The sequence below is a fragment of the Bartonella sp. CM31XJBT genome (genome assembly GCF_028618555.1).
Classification (GTDB): domain Bacteria; phylum Pseudomonadota; class Alphaproteobacteria; order Rhizobiales; family Rhizobiaceae; genus Bartonella.
This window is the reverse complement of the sequence record NZ_JAQITD010000005.1, coordinates 1-19,773: the sequence shown is the minus strand read 5'-3', so window position 1 is coordinate 19,773 and position 19,773 is coordinate 1. Positions and strand designations below refer to the sequence as shown.

General features: G+C 38.6%; 13 protein-coding genes, 1 tRNA gene and 1 pseudogene. 2 read left to right on the top strand and 13 right to left on the bottom strand.

All coding sequences use genetic code 11. From position 1 onward, the window contains the following. The first annotated feature begins 90 nt into the window (after positions 1 to 90). The gene (locus PVV63_RS03480; RefSeq protein ID WP_273790660.1) at positions 91 to 1,440 is read left to right on the top strand and encodes a D-alanyl-D-alanine carboxypeptidase; all 1,350 of its coding nucleotides are present in this window, start codon (positions 91 to 93) and stop codon (positions 1,438 to 1,440) included. Between the two features lie 32 nt (positions 1,441 to 1,472). After that, positions 1,473 to 1,751, top strand: a complete 279-nt coding sequence (locus PVV63_RS03475; protein WP_273790659.1) for a hypothetical protein — start codon at positions 1,473 to 1,475, stop codon at positions 1,749 to 1,751. A gap of 1,799 nt (positions 1,752 to 3,550) precedes the next feature. On the opposite strand, the gene PVV63_RS03470 is transcribed toward PVV63_RS03475, so the two are convergent. The 13 genes and pseudogenes from PVV63_RS03470 to PVV63_RS03410 form a co-directional block, all read right to left on the bottom strand. Next, entirely contained in the window at positions 3,551 to 4,942 is a 1,392-nt protein-coding gene (locus PVV63_RS03470) for an L-serine ammonia-lyase (protein ID WP_273790658.1), read from the bottom strand. Between the two features lie 341 nt (positions 4,943 to 5,283). After that, complete coding sequence (locus PVV63_RS03465) at positions 5,284 to 5,973, bottom strand: nitroreductase (protein ID WP_273790741.1); 690 nt, start codon at positions 5,971 to 5,973, stop codon at positions 5,284 to 5,286. Between the two features lie 206 nt (positions 5,974 to 6,179). Next, positions 6,180 to 6,566, bottom strand: coding sequence for a MerR family DNA-binding transcriptional regulator (locus tag PVV63_RS03460; protein WP_273790657.1), 387 nt, complete (start codon positions 6,564 to 6,566; stop codon positions 6,180 to 6,182). 543 nt (positions 6,567 to 7,109) lie between these two features. Beyond that, positions 7,110 to 11,321 carry a DNA-directed RNA polymerase subunit beta' gene (gene rpoC, locus PVV63_RS03455; protein WP_273790656.1) on the bottom strand — a complete coding sequence of 1,404 codons (4,212 nt, stop codon included), beginning with the start codon at positions 11,319 to 11,321 and terminating at the stop codon, positions 7,110 to 7,112. Positions 11,322 to 11,493: 172 nt separating this feature from the next. Further along, positions 11,494 to 15,642 (bottom strand): DNA-directed RNA polymerase subunit beta, encoded by a 4,149-nt coding sequence (gene rpoB, locus PVV63_RS03450; RefSeq protein ID WP_273790655.1) that lies wholly within the window; start codon positions 15,640 to 15,642, stop codon positions 11,494 to 11,496. 289 nt (positions 15,643 to 15,931) lie between these two features. After that, positions 15,932 to 16,303: a 50S ribosomal protein L7/L12 gene (gene rplL / locus PVV63_RS03445; protein WP_273790654.1), complete on the bottom strand. Its 372-nt coding sequence runs from the start codon at positions 16,301 to 16,303 to the stop codon at positions 15,932 to 15,934. A 101-nt stretch (positions 16,304 to 16,404) separates the two neighbouring features. Continuing rightward, a complete protein-coding gene (gene rplJ, locus PVV63_RS03440; protein ID WP_012755027.1) occupies positions 16,405 to 16,923 on the bottom strand; it encodes a 50S ribosomal protein L10 in 519 nt (172 codons plus the stop codon). 361 nt (positions 16,924 to 17,284) lie between these two features. Continuing rightward, positions 17,285 to 17,989 (bottom strand): 50S ribosomal protein L1, encoded by a 705-nt coding sequence (gene rplA / locus PVV63_RS03435; RefSeq protein WP_273790653.1) that lies wholly within the window; start codon positions 17,987 to 17,989, stop codon positions 17,285 to 17,287. A 4-nt stretch (positions 17,990 to 17,993) separates the two neighbouring features. Continuing rightward, positions 17,994 to 18,422 (bottom strand): 50S ribosomal protein L11, encoded by a 429-nt coding sequence (gene rplK, locus PVV63_RS03430; RefSeq protein WP_273723157.1) that lies wholly within the window; start codon positions 18,420 to 18,422, stop codon positions 17,994 to 17,996. 149 nt (positions 18,423 to 18,571) lie between these two features. Next, a complete protein-coding gene (gene nusG, locus PVV63_RS03425) occupies positions 18,572 to 19,102 on the bottom strand; it encodes a transcription termination/antitermination protein NusG (RefSeq protein WP_273790740.1) in 531 nt (176 codons plus the stop codon). 20 nt (positions 19,103 to 19,122) lie between these two features. After that, complete coding sequence (secE, locus tag PVV63_RS03420) at positions 19,123 to 19,335, bottom strand: preprotein translocase subunit SecE (RefSeq protein WP_273790652.1); 213 nt, start codon at positions 19,333 to 19,335, stop codon at positions 19,123 to 19,125. A 200-nt stretch (positions 19,336 to 19,535) separates the two neighbouring features. After that, positions 19,536 to 19,611 (bottom strand) — tRNA-Trp (locus tag PVV63_RS03415). A 47-nt stretch (positions 19,612 to 19,658) separates the two neighbouring features. Beyond that, positions 19,659 to 19,773, bottom strand: a pseudogene (locus PVV63_RS03410) (elongation factor Tu); the annotation flags it as partial.

The following is a 19,773-nucleotide window of genomic DNA, read 5'->3' as shown; positions in this document are numbered from 1 at the left end:
ATACCATTCGTCTAAATTGCATCAACAAATTACAGAAAAGGAAGCTTTATAGAAGTTTTTCAGGATAAATGGAGAAATAGGATACTGCAAGTGTATATTAATTATCAAAAAATTATGCGCTACTGTAAAACAATAGCAATTTCTTTTGTTGTGTTAGCTTTTTCTTACTGTTGGGCATCAGCCACACCTCAAGGCGCCTATCCTGATAAGTATGCAGCTATTGTTATAGATGCTACTACGGGAAAAACTCTATTTCAAGCCAATGCAACACTGAAACGTTATCCTGCTTCTTTAACAAAAATGATGACATTGTACTTACTCTTTGAAGCTATGCAGATGCGTCGTGTGACACCCAATACACCAATTCCTGTTTCACATTATGCAGCAATGCGTCCACCGACAAAAATTGGGTTTAAAGCAGGCCAAACAATTTCTGCAGAATCAGCAGCTAAAGCACTCATTACAAGATCTGCAAATGATGTTGCTGCTGCCATTGCAGAATATCTTGGAGGTAGTGAAAAAAAATTCGCTCAAATGATGACAGCAAAAGCTCATAAACTTGGCATGAAACATACACATTTCGCAAATGCTTCAGGACTTCCGGATGTGCGCAATTATTCTACAGCACGAGATATAGCGACTTTGTCCTTAGCTTTACGTAAACATTTTCCCAAACAATATAAATTGTTCAAAACAAAAAGTTTTAATTTCCGTGGACATAAAATTAACAGCCACAATAAACTTGTTAAAATAATGAAAGGTGTCGATGGAATTAAAACAGGATACACACAAATGTCAGGTTCTAATTTAGCAACTTCGATGCGTCTTGAGGGGCGCTCTATTGTCGCTGTTGTTATGGGAGGAAAATCATCTACTGCACGTGACGAGCATATGGCTAGCTTATTGAATCAATATTTGCCCAAAGCAAGCCAAATGAAAAGTGGTGAACGTTTAATAGCTTCTGTACGCTATCACTTACCCACTGGCGCCAATACTCCTATACCAACCATTAAAGATGATTTAAGTAATTTTGACGATGAAATTTCGACTATGTTGACAGCATTTGCAGAACAACCTAAAAACTCCAACATCGCAATAACGGCTGTAAATAAGGTAATTATACCAATACCGAACCCTCAAAAAACTATACCGGTTGAGACTCATAAAATTGTAACAGCCTCTTTGTCCGAAAATGCCGGATGGGCTATCCAAATAGGTTCTCTTCCTAGTGAAGAACAAGCAAAAACTCTACTTTTAAAAGCAAAAAATATAGCTTTTTCTACTTTAAAGCACGCATCTTCACATATGCAACTGTTTGAAAAGAATGGGCAGCGTTATTACCGGGCGCGCTTTACAGGGTTTCAATCAAAAAAAGCTGCATTTGATGCTTGTTCTACATTAAAGAAAGCAAATTTTAACTGCTATACTGTAGCCTACTAAAAAATTTTGAATTCTGCGTTAAGGATAGTATTATGACAGATAATGCTTTTGCTTCATTCCATAAAAAAGAAATTTTATTGAAGCAATCATCCCTCCTTTCATTGCGTTCTCTTCACGATGCTGCTGCAAAACTTACTGGTTTAAAATATAATTCGACTGCATTAGATACACAATCTCTTGTTAACCTTCTCATTTGCCAAACAATGCGCAACCGTCGTCTCATAATGCCTCCTGTACGTATTCATTTACGCGTTGCGAGCCAAACTGGTAATGTGCCTATTAAAATCCGTCTAGGAGCAACAAATATTTAATTCTACAGACCATCTCTAAAAAACTATTTTATTATTAACCATTATCTATAGCCTTAGAAAACCCTTTGATAAACATACTTTTTTCTTAAATTGTGGAATTGTTTTGACAGCTTTTCCAACTATCCAATATCTCCAAGCCTTCAATAAAACCATTGTTAAGAACATAAAAAACATCCAATATTTTTCCACTTTTGGATTTAATATAAAAAATTATCCTTGATATCTTTTTGGAAAAATGAATAGCTTCATTGGATGAAAGCTTATCATTTTAGGAATTATTCTAAACGTTCAATAAAGAAAGTCCCTCTTACTAATGCTCCCCTGACAACATAAACGCTGTAAAAAATAATCTCACTCCTCTTACTTGCATTTCTTTCAACAGACAAAGCAAATTGGAAAATAAAAATACTACCGATGAAAAAACGTAAAAGAAATTATCAGATTAAATATTATGATAACGATTTCCATAAGATTTTAATTTATAATTATAATTTATTTTTTGCATATTGAATAAGAGATTTTCGTAAAATTCTCTTATTTTCCTTCTTATATTGAATCAGTCAAAATCGTCCGCCTGCTCATCACGAGAAAGATTGGCATATAAACTATTTAAAAAAGGAATCAAATATCCCTTATGAATTATTTCAAGTACGAGGATCTTTTGTAACATTGAACGTTGAAAAAAGGATGATAGTGCTGGTTTTCTCCCTTTATAAATAAAGATGCTAATACTCTATAGATTTTATACCATCCATGGAATGACTTACATTATACTATTCATATTCAAGATGCTGATTTATAAAGATAATTCATTATTTTTCATGTTAGATGATAATCTCGAATATCGTAAGATTCTCTCATTTGAAATTTGTTTATGTTGAATTAATAAAAACCGTTCTCTTGCATGTTATGGGCGAGATTAGTGTGTGGCGTAAAACTGTACCCAAAATACTCAAAATACCTATAATGAACCATTTCAAATGCTAAGGGCTTTGATCCCTGTACGGGGGGCTTGGCAAAGTGTGCAATCATGCCCAGCGTACTCTTTTTATTAAGCATAAAGATGGAACAGCTCAATGGATTTACCGTTATTATATCATTCACGGGTGCCATCGCGAAATGAGCTTAGGAGCGTTGAGAGATATTTTTTAAACGAACTCACGAACAAGTAACACGATAATGTTCTATCGTGTGCATTCTATTCTCATGAAAATTTTTATAAATATTTCCTAATGTATACGTTATTATTTATTTTAATTTTTTTGTCGGTACAGAATTTATAAATAAAAAAGATATTCCCAATATATCTTTAATTATTGTAAATTAGTGTTTCTTTTCAAGATATTTTTTTACCATATAGGTAGCAAAAAACTTCACTTTTAAAAAATTAAAATCTTTAAAAATCTCTCTTTATCATAATTATTCAGATTTAAAATAAATTTTCCTTAGATACTCAGGTATAATCTTCCATTACTTAAAAGATATGGCTATGGAAACTTTTTAAAACCATAAAACCCAGCTAAAAAATAATGGTAAATTGATCACTAATTTTACTTTACGCTTTTTTATTTTTTCCATTTTAGGACAAATCAAACATATATCAACAATACGCTCTCTCCAAACTTGTATCAACAGCTACTATTCGTTAAGAAAGCACTGAGCCATCTCAAATTTATTTTAAGCATGCTGCTGAATTAATTTGGAGTTTTGATTTATAAGGAACAAAAAACATAAGCTTTATCAGGAAATATGATTCTTCTCCAAAACGTCCAGTTATGGATTGAAAAATGTTCTAGCTCTTAACAAGATATTGCATTGACTGCAAGACCACCTTTACTTGTCTCTTTATAGCGTTCACTCATATCATGACCAGTCTGGCGCATTGTTTCTATACAAGCATCAAGAGAAACAAAATGATCTCCATTACCATATAATGCAAGAGAAGAAGCCGTTACCGCCTTAACAGCTCCCATTGCATTACGCTCAATACAAGGAACTTGTACAAGACCTGCAACAGGATCACATGTCATTCCCAAATGATGTTCAAGCGCAATTTCTGCCGCATTTTCAATTTGAGCTGGTGTTCCACCTAATGCTGCGGTCAACCCTGCTGCGGCCATTGAAGATGCCGTTCCAACTTCACCTTGACACCCAACTTCTGCACCAGAAATAGAGGCATTATGTTTGATAACACCGCCTATAGCTGCTGCCGTTAATAGAAAATTATGTATTCCCTCTCGATCTGAATCATCATTAAATTGAAGATAATAACGCAAAACTGCTGGAACGACACCAGCTGCTCCATTTGTTGGTGCTGTAACAACACGACCACCTGCTGCATTTTCCTCATTGACTGCTATGGCATATACCGAAAGCCAATCATTTGCCCAAAGTGGATAATTGTGATTTTTCCTTTGATTTTCCAAAAGCGTTTCATGCAGCTTTTTAGCACGCCTTAGAACACGCAATCCACCAGGCAACTCACCTTCTTGTGAAAGACCTCTATCAATGCAATTTGTCATCGCTGAAAAAATTTCATCAAGCCCTACATCAAGAGAAGAACGCTCTATCTTTGTTTCTTCATTTAAGCGCTTCATTTCAGCAATTGAAAGTCCTGATTTTTCTGCCATTGATAACATTGTACAAGCAGAATCGAATGGATATGGTACCTCAAATGCTTTTGGTTGTATATTATCATTCATATGGCTTAATTCATCCTCAGTCACAACAAAGCCACCGCCGATAGAATAATAAATCTGCCGCAACAGAACATTCCCATCAGTATTAAGTCCTTCAAAGGCTAGTCCATTTGTATGTCCAGGGAGGATTTGCTTTCGTTCAAAAATAAGATCACATTGCACATCAAACTGATAAGCGGGATGGCCTTCTGGTTGCACTTTTTTTTCACGTATAACTTTTTCTAACAGAAACCCCATGCTATCAGGATCAACAGTAGAAGCTTTTTCTCCTAAAAGTCCTAATATGATAGCCCTATCTGTTGCATGACCAATACCCGTGAAAGCTAAAGAACCATAAAGATAAACACGTATACGAGAAACTTGAATATCAGACGACTGAGAAAAATCTCCTATCTTTTGCAAAAACATATTAGCAGCTGTCATCGGTCCCATCGTATGTGAGCTAGAAGGACCAATCCCAATTTTAAAAAGTTCAAAAACAGATAGAAACACGTATCACCTCAAAACTATAGTACAGTTTGAGCATATATGCTTTTTCATAACGTTTCTCCCGTTTAAAATCAAATTGCGAGATAAACTAAAAAAATAACAGCAATAAACACGAATGTCGCTCGTCTTGCTACCACCCAACACTTTCTTTCTATAGTGTTTTCCATTAGCCAACCTTCAAAACGGGCAATGCCCCTAGAGTCACCACTCCTAATGTTCCAAGCGTAGTAAAATAAGTGTTAATATGCAATATTAAAATTCAATAAGGATGAGAAATCTTATCGGAAATATTTTTCATAATGCACTAAGTTCTTCAAAACGTATGCTTAATTGTATGAAATATTTTATGGGTATGTTTCAATGAAACGTACAAAGTTTTCTAACGATTCTCGTTCTGTTTCAAACTTGTTTTCTGGAGCACTCATATCGCGATAACCAAGTGCCATACCACAGATAATATGGCGATCAGAAGGAATAGATAAAAGCGTACGAATCTGTTTATGATAATCAGCAAAAGCAGCTTGAGGACAGGTATCTAATCCAAATCCACGTGCAGCTAACATAATGGTCTGCATAAACATACCCAAATCAAGCCAACTCCCCATTTCCATGTCGTGATCCATTGTAAATAAGAGTCCTACAGGTGCATCAAAAAATAAAAAATTTCGCGCCTTTTGATGAAGTATTTTTTCTTTATCTCCTTTTTGAATTCCAAGACTCTGATAAAGATCCAAACCAACTTTTCGACGCCTTGAAATATAAGGCTCACGCCACTGACGTGGATAATAATTATATTCACGCTCTCCTTTTACACCTGAAAGCACAAGTTGTGAAAGCTCTTGCCCTACTTTCTGTAATACACTTCCTGTAAGCACAATCACTTGCCATGGCTGAATATTTGTTCCAGATGGTGCACGTGCTGCAAGTTTTAAGATTTCTTTGATTGTTTCCAAACTAACTGGCTGATCAGTAAAAGCGCGAATTGACTTTCGTGACAAAATAGATTGAAAAACACTCATAGGAGAAACTGTCATTGTTTTTACTTTCTTTATGAAAAATAATTTTTTCTTATCAAGGACAATATACTGCGAAAATACCTTTGCAGCTTTTTCAAACACTCTATTTCTTTAAATGACTTACACATTTCACGCAGTGTTAAATATCCCCCTTAGAGATAGTATAACCTATCCCTTTTAAGAGAAAGAAAATTGTCTAAAAGCAGACAAAATAAATTTTATAATCAATGACTAACCCCCAACTCCGCTAAGCTCTCAAAAAAACTCTCCTCAATTCGTTCTAAATCCTGTAGAAGATCATCAACATCATGCTGCATCTGCTTTAAATCAGCTCGTTTTTTATGAATTCCTGCAATTAATTTCTTAAGCTTTTTCTCATCATCTGGTGGTTTTCCAACTATTGTCAACATATCAGATATTTCAGACAACGAAAATTTAACTCTTTTAGCACGCAGTATTTGCTTTAACTTATGACGATCCGTTTGTGTATAAAGCCGTGTACTTCCACGCCGAAAAGGAATAAGAAGTCCCTCTTCTTCATAATAACGCAAAGTTCGAGCTGTTATTGAAAACTCACGTGTTAATTTTCCAATTGAATAATATTCGTACATTTTATCATTCTGTCTGCACAGATCACATTGTTATAAGAAATGTGTCTATTTTTATAAAACTTAGTAAGCACCCTAATCTCTACTTTCCTGCATTCTAATTTATAAGAAAATACATTCTTATCATACAAGCATTGTATAGTAGAGAATCAATTATTTTTTAGATTACAGAAAAGACTATTGACCTTTCATTATAAGTCCTTTTAAATCTTTATAGAAGATATCAATCAAAAATTTTCCTAAAATTCAAAATCAATCATTATTTGATTTGTAGATAATCAACTCTTTTCCTTGAATATGGCTTTTGAGTTTTACATATTTTGGAAAAATTCTATACTGCTTTTAGAAATTAAGAAACTTTAAAATAAAGTAACAAAAAAGATAAACATCATTACAAAATAATAAGCTACTAAAGACGTTCCCAATAACTGTCGCCTTATAATTTTTGACATTTTCAAGAAAATATGCAACTTCTGCATTTTGAGATAAAAAAACGTCTGAACTTTCTATTCAGACGTTTTTATATTATGTGATGTTGTATTTAAATTATTCAGCAACGGCCCCAGTTGTCATATTTGTCAACATAGCCTTAGCCACTTCGTTATTACTAGACTTACGCTGCTCATCTACAATCAAATCATCACGAACCGCAGCAATACGACGGATTTGAGAAATCGTACCACCTGTACCTGCTGGAATAAGACGACCGACAATAACGTTCTCTTTAAGTCCTTGCAAAGTATCAATTTTACCAGAAACTGCTGCTTCAGTAAGAACACGTGTTGTTTCCTGAAACGATGCCGCCGAAATGAAAGAAGGCGTTTGAAGAGAAGCTTTTGTAATTCCAAGAAGAATGGGATTACCAGATGCTGGTTTCTTCCCTTCTGCAATCAAATTATCATTGATTTCATCAAGTTCAATACGATCAACATTATCACCTGGAATATAACCAGAATCTCCAGATTCAGTAATTTCAACTTTTTGCAACATTTGACGAACAATCACTTCAATGTGCTTATCATTAATAAGAACTCCCTGTAAACGATAAACCTCCTGAATCTCATTAACAAGATAAGATGCCAAAGCTTCAACCCCCTTAATCGCCAAGATATCATGAGGTGCTGGATTACCATCAAGGATATAATCTCCCTTTTCAATTTGATCGCCTTCTTGGAAGTGAAACAACTTACCTTTTGGAATCAAATATTCTACTGCCTCAAGAGTTTCATCATTTGGTTCAATAATGATACGACGTTTATTCTTATAACCACGGCCGAATCGAATCGTGCCACTTACTTCAGCAATAATCGCATGATCCTTTGGACGACGCGCTTCAAAAAGCTCAGCCACACGTGGTAAACCACCCGTAATATCTTTCGTCTTGGCACTTTCCATTGGCAAACGAGCAATAACATCACCAGCCTTAACATGAGCACCAAGCTCAACAGAAAGAATAGTTTCCACTGACATCATATAACGGGCTTCACCTCCCTTATACAATTTAGCAATGGATTCACCTTCTTTATCTGTGTGAATAATAATGGCTGGTTTAAGATCCGCACCACGTGGATTAGCGCGCCAATCAATCACCAAACGCTTTGTAATACCCGTAGATTCATCAGCTGTTTCAGTGACAGATAGACCATCAACCATATCTTCAAAACCCACATATCCTTCAACTTCCGTTAAAATTGGACGTGTATAAGGATCCCATTCTGCTATACGTTGGCCACGTTTAACCACATCACCATCATCAACAAAAATATGAGCACCATAGCTAACACGATGTACAACGCGCTCTTTTCCTAACTCATCCTTGATAAGGATAGCCATATTACGCCCCATAACAACCAATTGGCCTTCAGAGTTACGAACCACATTACGATTACGAATCTCCACCTTACCTTCATAAGATGCCTCTAAATACGATGAATCAACAACCTGCGCAGTTCCTCCTAAGTGGAAAGTACGCATAGTAAGCTGTGTTCCCGGCTCACCAATGGATTGAGCAGCAATAACACCAACGGCTTCTCCCTGATTAACAGGTGTTCCACGCGCCAAATCACGACCATAGCATTTTGCACAAACACCAAGACGTGTTTCACATGTTAAAGCAGAACGAATTTGAACAGATTGAATCCCAGCTGCTTCAATCTTCGCGACATCAGCTTCCTCAATCATTGCTCCACCTTCAAGGATAACTTCTCCAGAGACAGGATGTAGAATATCAACAAGCGCTGTACGACCAAGAATTCTTTGCCCAATGGAGGCAACAATTTGTCCTGCATCAACAATCGGCTGCATGGTAAGCCCTTTTGCGGTACCACAATCAACTGCTGAAATAATAGCATCCTGTGCAACATCAACAAGACGCCGTGTTAAATAACCAGAGTTCGCCGTCTTTAAAGCAGTATCAGCAAGTCCTTTACGTGCACCATGCGTGGAATTGAAGTACTCATTAACAGTTAGACCTTCTTTAAAATTTGAAATAATGGGCGTTTCAATAATTTCACCCGATGGTTTTGCCATTAATCCACGCATACCGGCCAATTGTCTCATCTGATTAGCAGAACCACGAGCACCAGAGTGCGACATCATATAGATCGAATTCATCGGCCGTTGACGACCTGTTTTAGGATCAAAATCGACGGCTTGAATACGTTTCATCATTTCATCTGCAACGCGATCTGTACACTTACCCCAAGCATCTACAACCTTATTGTATTTTTCACCTTGTGTAATCAAACCATCATTATATTGCTGTTCGTACTCCTTAGCCAAAGCTTCTGTTTCTGCAACTAAACGCGACTTACTATCAGGAATAACCATATCGTCCTTACCGAATGAAATTCCTGCACGACAAGCATAAGAAAAGCCAAGCTGCATAATACGGTCACAAAAAATAACCGTCTCTTTTTGTCCACAGTGCCGATAAACATGATCAATCATTTTAGAAATATTCTTTTTTGTCATCTCTTGATTGACAATATCAAATGAGATATCCGCACTTCTTGGCAAAAGCTCACCGATAATCAAACGACCAGGTGTCGTATCATAAAGTTTAGAAACTTCTTTTCCATCCTTCCCAATATTCTTAACACGGCCTTTAATCTTCGTATGAAGCGTTACAACCTTATTTTCCAAGGCATAATGAAGCTCACCTATATCAGAAAAGGCCATTCCTTCACCTGGTTCTTTTTCAGAAACAATTGAAAGATAATAAAGACCAAGAACCATATCCTGTGAGGGAACAATAATGGGAGCACCATTGGCCGGATGAAGAATATTATTGGTGGACATCATCAAAACACGGGCTTCAAGCTGTGCTTCAAGAGAAAGCGGAACGTGAACCGCCATCTGATCACCATCAAAATCTGCATTAAAAGCAGTACACACCAGTGGATGAAGTTGAATAGCTTTGCCTTCAATTAAGATAGGTTCAAAAGCCTGAATCCCCAAACGGTGCAATGTTGGCGCACGGTTGAGTAAAACAGGGTGTTCACGAATAACCTCATCCAAGATATCCCAAACTTCTGGATGTTCTTTTTCAACAAGCTTCTTTGCCTGCTTTACCGTTGATGAATAGCCTTTTGCATCAAGCCGCGCATAAATAAAAGGCTTAAATAATTCAAGAGCCATTTTTTTAGGAAGACCACATTGATGCAATTTTAATTCAGGACCCGTCACGATAACAGAACGCCCCGAGTAATCAACTCGCTTCCCAAGTAAGTTCTGACGAAACCGTCCTTGCTTGCCCTTCAACATATCTGATAGAGACTTGAGAGGACGTTTATTGGCTCCAGTAATCACACGCCCACGCCGTCCATTATCAAACAATGCATCAACAGCTTCTTGTACCATACGCTTTTCATTGCGCACGATAATTCCAGGAGCACGCAATTCAATCAGCCGTTTCAAGCGGTTATTACGATTAATAACACGCCGATAAAGATCATTCAGATCGGATGTCGCAAAACGCCCACCATCAAGCGGAACCAATGGACGCAAATCCGGTGGAATAACCGGAATTGTTTTCATTATCATCCACTCTGGCTTATTCCCAGATTCAAGAAAATTTTCAACGATTTTAAGTCGTTTAATCAATTTTTTCTGCTTTAACTCTGAAGTTGTTTCAGCTAATTCGAGACGCAAATCATTAGCGATTTTATCTAACTCCATACTAGCTAAAAGCTCGTAAATAGCTTCAGCGCCAATCATAGCTGTAAATTGATCTTCTCCGAACTCATCAATAGCAAGCATATATTCTTCTTCAGAAAGAAGCTGATGGAGCTTAAGAGATGTCAATCCTGGTTCGGTTACAATATAATTCTCAAAATAAAGAACCCGCTCAATATCTTTTAAAGTTAAATCTAAAAGTGTAGAAATACGACCTGGTAATGATTTAAGAAACCATATATGTGCAACAGGTGCCGCAAGTTCAATATGCCCCATACGCTCACGACGTACGCGCGAAAGAGTAACCTCTACACCGCATTTTTCACAAATAATGCCCTTATACTTCATGCGTTTATATTTGCCACATAGACACTCATAGTCCTTAATAGGGCCAAATATACGTGCACAAAAAAGACCATCACGTTCTGGTTTAAAAGTCCGATAATTAATAGTCTCAGGCTTCTTAATCTCACCATACGACCAGGACAAAATTTTCTCAGGACTCGCAATAGAAATACGAATAGAGTCAAATGTCTGCGCTGGCGCTTGAGGATTGAAAAGATTCATGACCTCGTGGTTCATGCTGTTCTCCTTCAAAGATTCTTAGAACCTGTTGTAATATCTCATTTATTTTATAACAGATCTTTTTTAAAATACATTTACTTTTAAAAACGACCTGTATAGCCTTAATAAGGTTATTGAGCCTCTTAAAGTAATAAGAGCGCAGCCTTTTTCCAGTGCGCTCCTTGAATTATTACTCTGCCGTATCAGACAATGCCCGCTGTGCAATAAGTTCACGCGCATCATCAAGCTCCACATTAAGAGCAAGTGAGCGCATTTCTTTTACCAACACATTAAAGCTTTCGGGTATCCCTGCCTCAAATGTATCATCACCACGCACAATTGCCTCATAGACTTTTGTCCGCCCAGCCACATCATCTGATTTTACTGTTAGCATCTCCTGCAAAGTGTATGCAGCACCATAAGCTTCAAGTGCCCATACCTCCATTTCACCAAAACGCTGACCACCAAACTGTGCCTTACCTCCTAATGGCTGCTGTGTCACAAGTGAATAGGGACCTATAGAACGTGCATGAATCTTATCATCAACAAGGTGATGCAATTTCAACATGTAAATATATCCCACCGTTACTGGACGATCAAAAGGCTCCCCAGTACGACCATCATAAAGCGTAACCTGCCCTGAACTATCTAAGCCTGCGTCTTCCAGCATCATGTTAATATCAGACTCATGTGCTCCATCAAAAACAGGCGTTGCAATTGAAACCCCTTTTTTCATCTGTAATGCCAATTTGTAGAGGCTTTCATTATCATACTGACGGACTGGTTCATTATGATTATCATCAGGCATAAGATTTTCAATACGCTGACGCAGCGGCAATATATCCCCAGTCTCTTGATACAACTCTAACAAATCACCAATCTTCTTGCCCATCCCCGCACATGCCCAACCAAGGTGCGTCTCAAGAATTTGTCCAACATTCATACGACTAGGCACACCAAGCGGATTCAAGACGATATCAGCATGGGTCCCATCTTCAAGAAATGGCATATCTTCTACGGGAAGAATACGTGAAACAACACCCTTATTTCCGTGACGTCCCGCCATCTTATCACCTGGTTGGATTTTGCGCTTCACAGCCACAAAAACCTTCACCATTTTCATGACACCAGGAGGCATTTCATCACCTCTTTGGACCTTTTCAACTTTATCCATAAAGCGACGTTGTAATGCTTCCTTTGATTCATCATATTGCTTGCGCAAAGCTTCAATTTCATTTTGAAGTTTTTCATCCTCAACAGCAAATTGCCACCACTGGGATCGTGGATAATGCCCCATCACTGTACTATCAAGCTTTTTGCTGCCCGAAAAGCCTTTCGGACCTTCTACAGCAACTTTACCTGTCAACATATCGGTGAGGCGCGAATAAACATTGCGATCAAGAATAGACTGTTCATCATCACGGTCTTTTGCTAAACGCTCAATTTCTTCACGCTCAATTGCCATCGCACGTTCATCTTTTTCCACGCCATGGCGATTAAAAACGCGAACTTCAACAACAGTACCAAAAGTCCCAGGAGGCATACGCATAGAAGTATCACGAACATCGGATGCCTTTTCCCCAAAAATCGCACGCAGAAGCTTTTCTTCCGGCGTCATGGGACTTTCACCTTTTGGGGTAATCTTTCCAACTAAAATATCACCCGGTTGAACTTCAGCACCAATATAAATAATGCCAGCTTCATCAAGATTTCTTAACGCTTCTTCCGCAACATTAGGAATGTCGCGCGTAATTTCCTCAGGCCCAAGTTTTGTATCGCGTGCCGCAACTTCAAATTCCTCAATATGAATTGAAGTAAACACATCATCAGCAACAATGCGCTCGGATAACAAAATAGAATCTTCATAATTGTATCCATTCCAAGGCATAAAGGCTACGAGAACATTCCGCCCAAGAGCCAAATCACCAAGATCCGTGGATGGACCATCTGCAATGATATCACCTTTTTCTACCCTATCACCAACATTTACAAGAGGACGCTGATTAATACAAGTGGACTGATTAGAACGCTGAAATTTCTGTAAGCGGTAAATATCAACGCCTGATTTTGAAGGATCTAAATCTTCTGTTGCACGGATAACAATACGGGTAGCATCAACTTGATCAACAACACCACTACGTTTTGCACTCACAGCAGCTCCTGAATCGCGCGCAACTATGGATTCCATTCCCGTCCCAACAAATGGTGCTTCAGCGCGTACAAGAGGAACTGCCTGACGCTGCATGTTTGATCCCATAAGTGCACGATTCGCATCATCATTTTCCAAAAAAGGAATAAGCGCTGCTGCAACTGAAACCAACTGTTTTGGTGAAACATCCATCAAATCAACATGATCACGCGGCGCCATTAAAACTTCACCAGCATGACGGCAAACAACAAACTCTTCTATAAAACGACCTTCGCTATCTAATGAAGAATTAGCCTGAGCGACATAATGCTTTGCTTCTTCCATCGCTGAAAGATAAATAACTTCTTTTGTAACTTTTCCATCAATAATTTTTCGATATGGACTTTCAATAAAGCCATATTTGTTAACTCGCGCAAATGTTGCTAAGGAGTTGATTAGACCAATATTGGGGCCTTCTGGTGTTTCAATCGGACAAATACGACCATAATGCGTAGGATGTACGTCACGGACTTCAAAACCCGCACGTTCACGAGTCAAACCGCCTGGACCAAGAGCAGAAAGACGGCGCTTATGGGTAATTTCCGACAATGGATTGGTTTGATCCATAAACTGCGACAATTGTGAAGACCCAAAAAACTCACGAACTGCTGCTGCAGCAGGCTTTGCATTGATCAAATCCTGTGGCATAACTGTATCAATTTCAACCGATGACATACGCTCTTTTATCGCACGCTCCATACGAAGAAGACCAATGCGATATTGATTTTCCATCAACTCCCCAACGGAACGAACGCGACGGTTGCCAAGATTATCAATATCATCAATTTCACCACGTCCATCACGCAATTCAACCAACATCTTAACAACAGCAAGAATATCCTCTTGGCGTAAAATGCGAACTGTGTCTGGACAATCAAGATCCATACGCAAATTCATCTTAACACGCCCAACAGCAGAAAGATCATAACGCTCTGGATCAAAAAACAATGAATGGAACATTGCTTCTGCTGTATCGATTGTTGGAGGCTCACCTGGACGCATTACTCGGTAAATATCAAATAACGCATCCTGCCGACTTTCATTTTTATCCACCTTCAAAGTATTGCGAATGTAAGCGCCAATATTCATGTGATCAATATCAAGAATATTGATTTGATCAGCACTAACATCAAGCAAAATTTTTAATACTTTTTCGTCAATTTCATCACCAGCCTCAAGGTAGATTTCACCTGTTTCGTAATTGACGATATCTTCGGCTAGATAACAACCTAATAAATCATCTTCACTAACTTTAACCGCTTTAAGTCCTTTTTCTGCCAAAGACTTCGCAGTACGAACTGTTAATTTTTTACCAGCCTCCGCAACGACTTCACCACTATCTGCATCTATAAGGTCAGAAATGAGCTTCATTCCTTTAAAGCGATCAACAGAATAAGGAACTCGCCATCCTTCTCCATCACGCTCATAAGTCACTTTATCATAAAACGTTGATAAAATATCTGACGCATCCATACCTAATGCCATCAAAAGACTTGTAACAGGAATTTTGCGCCGTCGATCAATACGCGCATAAACGATGTCCTTAGCATCAAACTCAATATCAAGCCAAGAACCACGATACGGAATAACACGAGCAGCAAAAAGAAGCTTTCCTGATGAATGGGACTTTCCTTTATCATGGTCAAAAAAGACACCAGGAGAACGATGCATCTGAGAAACAATAACACGCTCCGTACCATTAACAACAAAGGTACCATTCGTCGTCATTAAAGGCATATCGCCCATATAAACGCCTTGCTCTTTAATGTCTTTGATATCTTTGGAGCCAGTATCCTCATCAACATCAAAAACAATCAAACGCAATATGACCTTTAATGGGGCAGCATAAGTTAAATCACGTTGACGGCACTCTTCAACATCAAATTTTGGTAAATCAAATTCATAACCTACAAACTCAAGCATAGCTGTACCGGAAAAATCTGAAATAGGAAAAACAGATTTAAAAACAGCTTGCAAACCTTCATCTGGTCGTCCACCTTTCGGTTCCTCAACCATGAGAAACTGATCGTATGACGCTTTTTGAACCTCAATAAGATTCGGCATTTCTGCTACTTCAGGAATCTTACCAAAAAATTTGCGTACGCGCTTACGACCATTGAATTGAGACATCATTGCGTGAGTCTGAGCCATCGTCGCTCCTTGATCTTTACTCTTCAAGGTAGACCAACCTTGAAAGCCTTATATCATTAACCTGCATATGCAGACCAGTTCACTTGACACTCAATAATGAGCATCATTAACTTTCCCCACCAACATAAGCCATTTATCTTTTTGACTCTATGATGAAGGAGTAAGTAATCTAAACCTATCCCATTCCTGTTACGAAACCATTAGGAAAAGGTTTTTTACTCATTATTTTCCCTCTTTGTATTAAGAGAAAGAAATCGGCGAACATAAATGCCCGCCGATAAAATTAAATTTACTTAAGTTCCACTTTAGCACCAGCAGCTTCAAGTTGAGATTTAATTTTTTCTGCTTCTTCTTTAGAAGCAGCCTCTTTAATAGGCTTAGGTGCACCTTCAACCAGATCTTTAGCTTCTTTAAGACCAAGTCCAGTAAGAGCACGAACTTCCTTAATAACATTAATTTTTTGTGCGCCACCTTCAACAAGAATAACATCAAATTCTGTTTTTTCTTCAGCAGCTGGAGCAGCAGCACCAGCAACAGCAGCGACAGCTACAGGAGCAGCAGCCGAAACTCCCCACTTTTCTTCAAGTAACTTAGAAAGCTCAGCGGCTTCCAAAAGGGTTAGATTAGAAAGGTCTTCTACGATCTTCTCTAGATCAGCCATTTTTAAATTCCTTCAATTAAAAGATTTGAACCATTATTAAATTTTATCCAAAAAAACAGAAAAGCATTAAAGCTCTTCCATAAACGTGAATACAAACAGCCTTAAGCCGCCTTATCCTCCTGAGCATATGCTCCAATGACACGTGCAACCTGACCAGCAGGGGCATTAACAACCTGTGCAATACGGGTCGCAGGGGTAGAAATCATACCCACAAGTTTTGCACGCAACTCGTTTAATGAAGGCAATGAAGCCAATGACTTCACAGCATCTACAGTTAAACTTGTTGCACCCATTGAACCGCCAAGTATGACAAATTTGTCATTGCTTTTCGCAAAATCAACAGCAACTTTCGGTGCTGTGATTGGATCTTCTGAATAAGCAATAAGTGTTTGTCCAGTAAACAAACCCACTATCGATTCAGATTCCGTGCCCTGAAGAGCGATTTTAGCAAGACGGTTTTTGGCGACTTTAACGGCACCGCCAGCTTCACCCATTTTCGAACGCAGATCATTCATCTGTGAAACTGTCAGACCGGAATAATGTGCAACAACAACAGAACCAGACTTCCGAAAAGCCTCGTTAAGCCATGTAACAAATTCGCGTTTTTCCGCTCTATTCACTGTCTCTCTCCATTTAACAGATTTACTTAAAACAAACCTGTTGGTTACCTTTGATAACATAAAATACTTCATGTCACCGATGAGGATCCTGTCCCCTTTTTCACGCACAGCGTTCAAAGGCAACCTTGGCTCAAACCCTTTAAGTCTTTTAACTCTCAGTTTTTACCCCAGTCTCATGCAGGTTTTTTTTGATTAAGATACTTAAAAGTATCACCTACAATCTCGGACAGGATATTCCGGAATTTCTCCCGGCACAACCTAAGCCCTATAAAGCTTAGATAGCTAAATGCTGATCAAAACCAGCACTTTAAAATACAATTTTGATATTCCCATACCCCAAAAAACAAAATCATAAATCAGCTTACATTAACTCTGAACGAACCGTTGCTGGATCAACTTTAACACCAATTCCCATAGTCGACGAAACAGCAACGCGTTTAATATATTCACCTTTTGCACCTTGCGGTTTGGCTTTAATAACTGCACTTGCAAAGGCTTTTATATTTTCTACGATTTTTTCAACACCAAAAGAAGCCTTACCAATACCAGCATGCACAATACCAGCTTTTTCCACACGAAACTCAACAGCACCACCTTTAGAAGCTTTGACAGCACCGGCGATATCAAGTGTTACAGTACCAACCTTCGGATTTGGCATCAAACTCCGTGGACCAAGAATCTTACCAAGACGACCAACAAGAGGCATCATGTCTGGCGTTGCAATACAACGATCAAAGTCTATAGTCCCTCTATTAACGCTTTCAAATAAATCTTCGGCACCCACAATATCAGCTCCTGCCGCCTTAGCTTCCTCAGCCTTATCCCCACGAGCAAAAACGGCAACACGAATATTTCTCCCTGTCCCATTAGGCAAATGAGCAACGCCTCGAACCATTTGATCAGCATGACGAGGATCAACACCCAAGTTCATTGAAATTTCGATTGTTTCATCAAACTTAGCAACAGCACGCTCCTTAACCATTGAAACGGCATCTTTTAAAGCGTAAAGTTCATTAAAATCAATATCTTTTCGGATATTTTTTATTCTTTTTGCTACTTTTGCCATAATATTAGCCCACCACTTCCAAGCCCATCGAGCGAGCAGAACCTTCAACCATACGCATTGCTGCCTCAATGTCATTCGCATTAAGATCTTTCATCTTTGATTCCGCAATCGAACGAATTTTATCGCGAGAAATGCTTCCTACAGACACTTTACCAGGCTCTTTTGAGCCAGATTTCAGGTTTGCTTCCTTCTTTAAAAAGAATGATACAGGAGGCGTCTTGAGAGAAAATGTGAAAGACTTATCTTGATAATACGTAATAACAACTGGAATCGGTGCCCCCTTTTCCATTTCTTGTGTAGCTGCATTAAACGCCTTACAAAACTCCATGATATTAATACCACGCTGCCCAAGAGCTGGACCAATCGGTGGAGATGGAGTAGCAGCTCCTGCAGGAACCTGCAACTTAAGCTGACCTATACTTTTTTTTGCCATAACAATCTGCCTTTAATTTCACTGGTATACTGACAATTCACCTTGCCCGTTACCCGCTGCAGTCACGTGGTTCGGATCATTAAGCCGACAAAAGCTATAAATCACCTCCCACTCCTTCCTTAAAGTAATTAAAACTACTCTAAGTTTAATCAGAGTTTTTCAACCTGACCAAATTCCAAATCAACAGGCGTAGGACGCCCAAAAATAAGCACTTCAACCTTAAGACGAGAGCGCTCTTCTTCAACCTCTTGAACAATTCCATTAAACGAAACAAAAGGACCATCAGCAACGCGAACTTGCTCTCCAACCTCAAACAATACAGAGGACTTTGGAGACTCAACCCTTTCCTGAACTTGTTTGAGAATTTGCTCAACCTCTCGATCAGAAATTGGAACAGGACGCGCATCCGATCCTAAAAAACCTGTCACTTTAGGCGTATTCTTAATAAGATGATAAACTTCATCTGTTAACTCAGCACGAACAAGAACATAACCAGGAAAAAATTTTCGCTCAGTATCAACTTTGCGTCCACGACGAACCTCTACAACACGCTCTGTTGGAACAAAAATCTTTTCAAAAAGATGATCAAGTCCCTTTTGCTTTGCCTCCTTATCAATAGCTTCCGCTACTTTCTTTTCAAAATTTGAATATGCCTGAACAATATACCAACGAGCTGCCACAGTCACACTTCCTTACATTCTCAACTAAAAAGATATTTCAGAAGATCAATAACCCGCCAAACACCAAAATGCATAACCTGATCCACAATAAAAAAGAAAGCTGAAGCCAATGCAGTTACCAACAAAACCATAATAGTAGAAATAACCGTCTCACGACGTGTAGGCCATTTCACTTTAATTGTTTCTGCATAAACCTGCTTCAAAAAGGTAATCGGATTGGTTTTAGATGCCATCGTCACACTATACTCTCTCTAGTCCTATTGTGTTTTATAGAACAAAATAAACAGGAAAAAATGCAAAAGCCAACTTTCAGACTTATGCAATTTCCTTACTTTCTATTCAATACCGTTTCACACACAAAAAAACAAGCCCCATATCAAAAAAAGCGAAAAAGGCAGCAAAATCCACTCCCTTATATGTAAAATCCCCCCTTTGGCAGGGGCAGCAGGACTTGAACCCGCGACCTGCGGTTTTGGAGACCGCCGCTCTACCAACTGAGCTATACCCCTAACTCTCAAAACTAAAACACTTTTAACACCCCTTTAACAAGCATTATTTATTCAATGATCTTAGAGACGATACCGGCACCAACAGTACGACCACCTTCACGAATAGCAAAACGAAGTTTCTCTTCCATCGCTATCGGAACGATCAACGAAACATCCATCGCA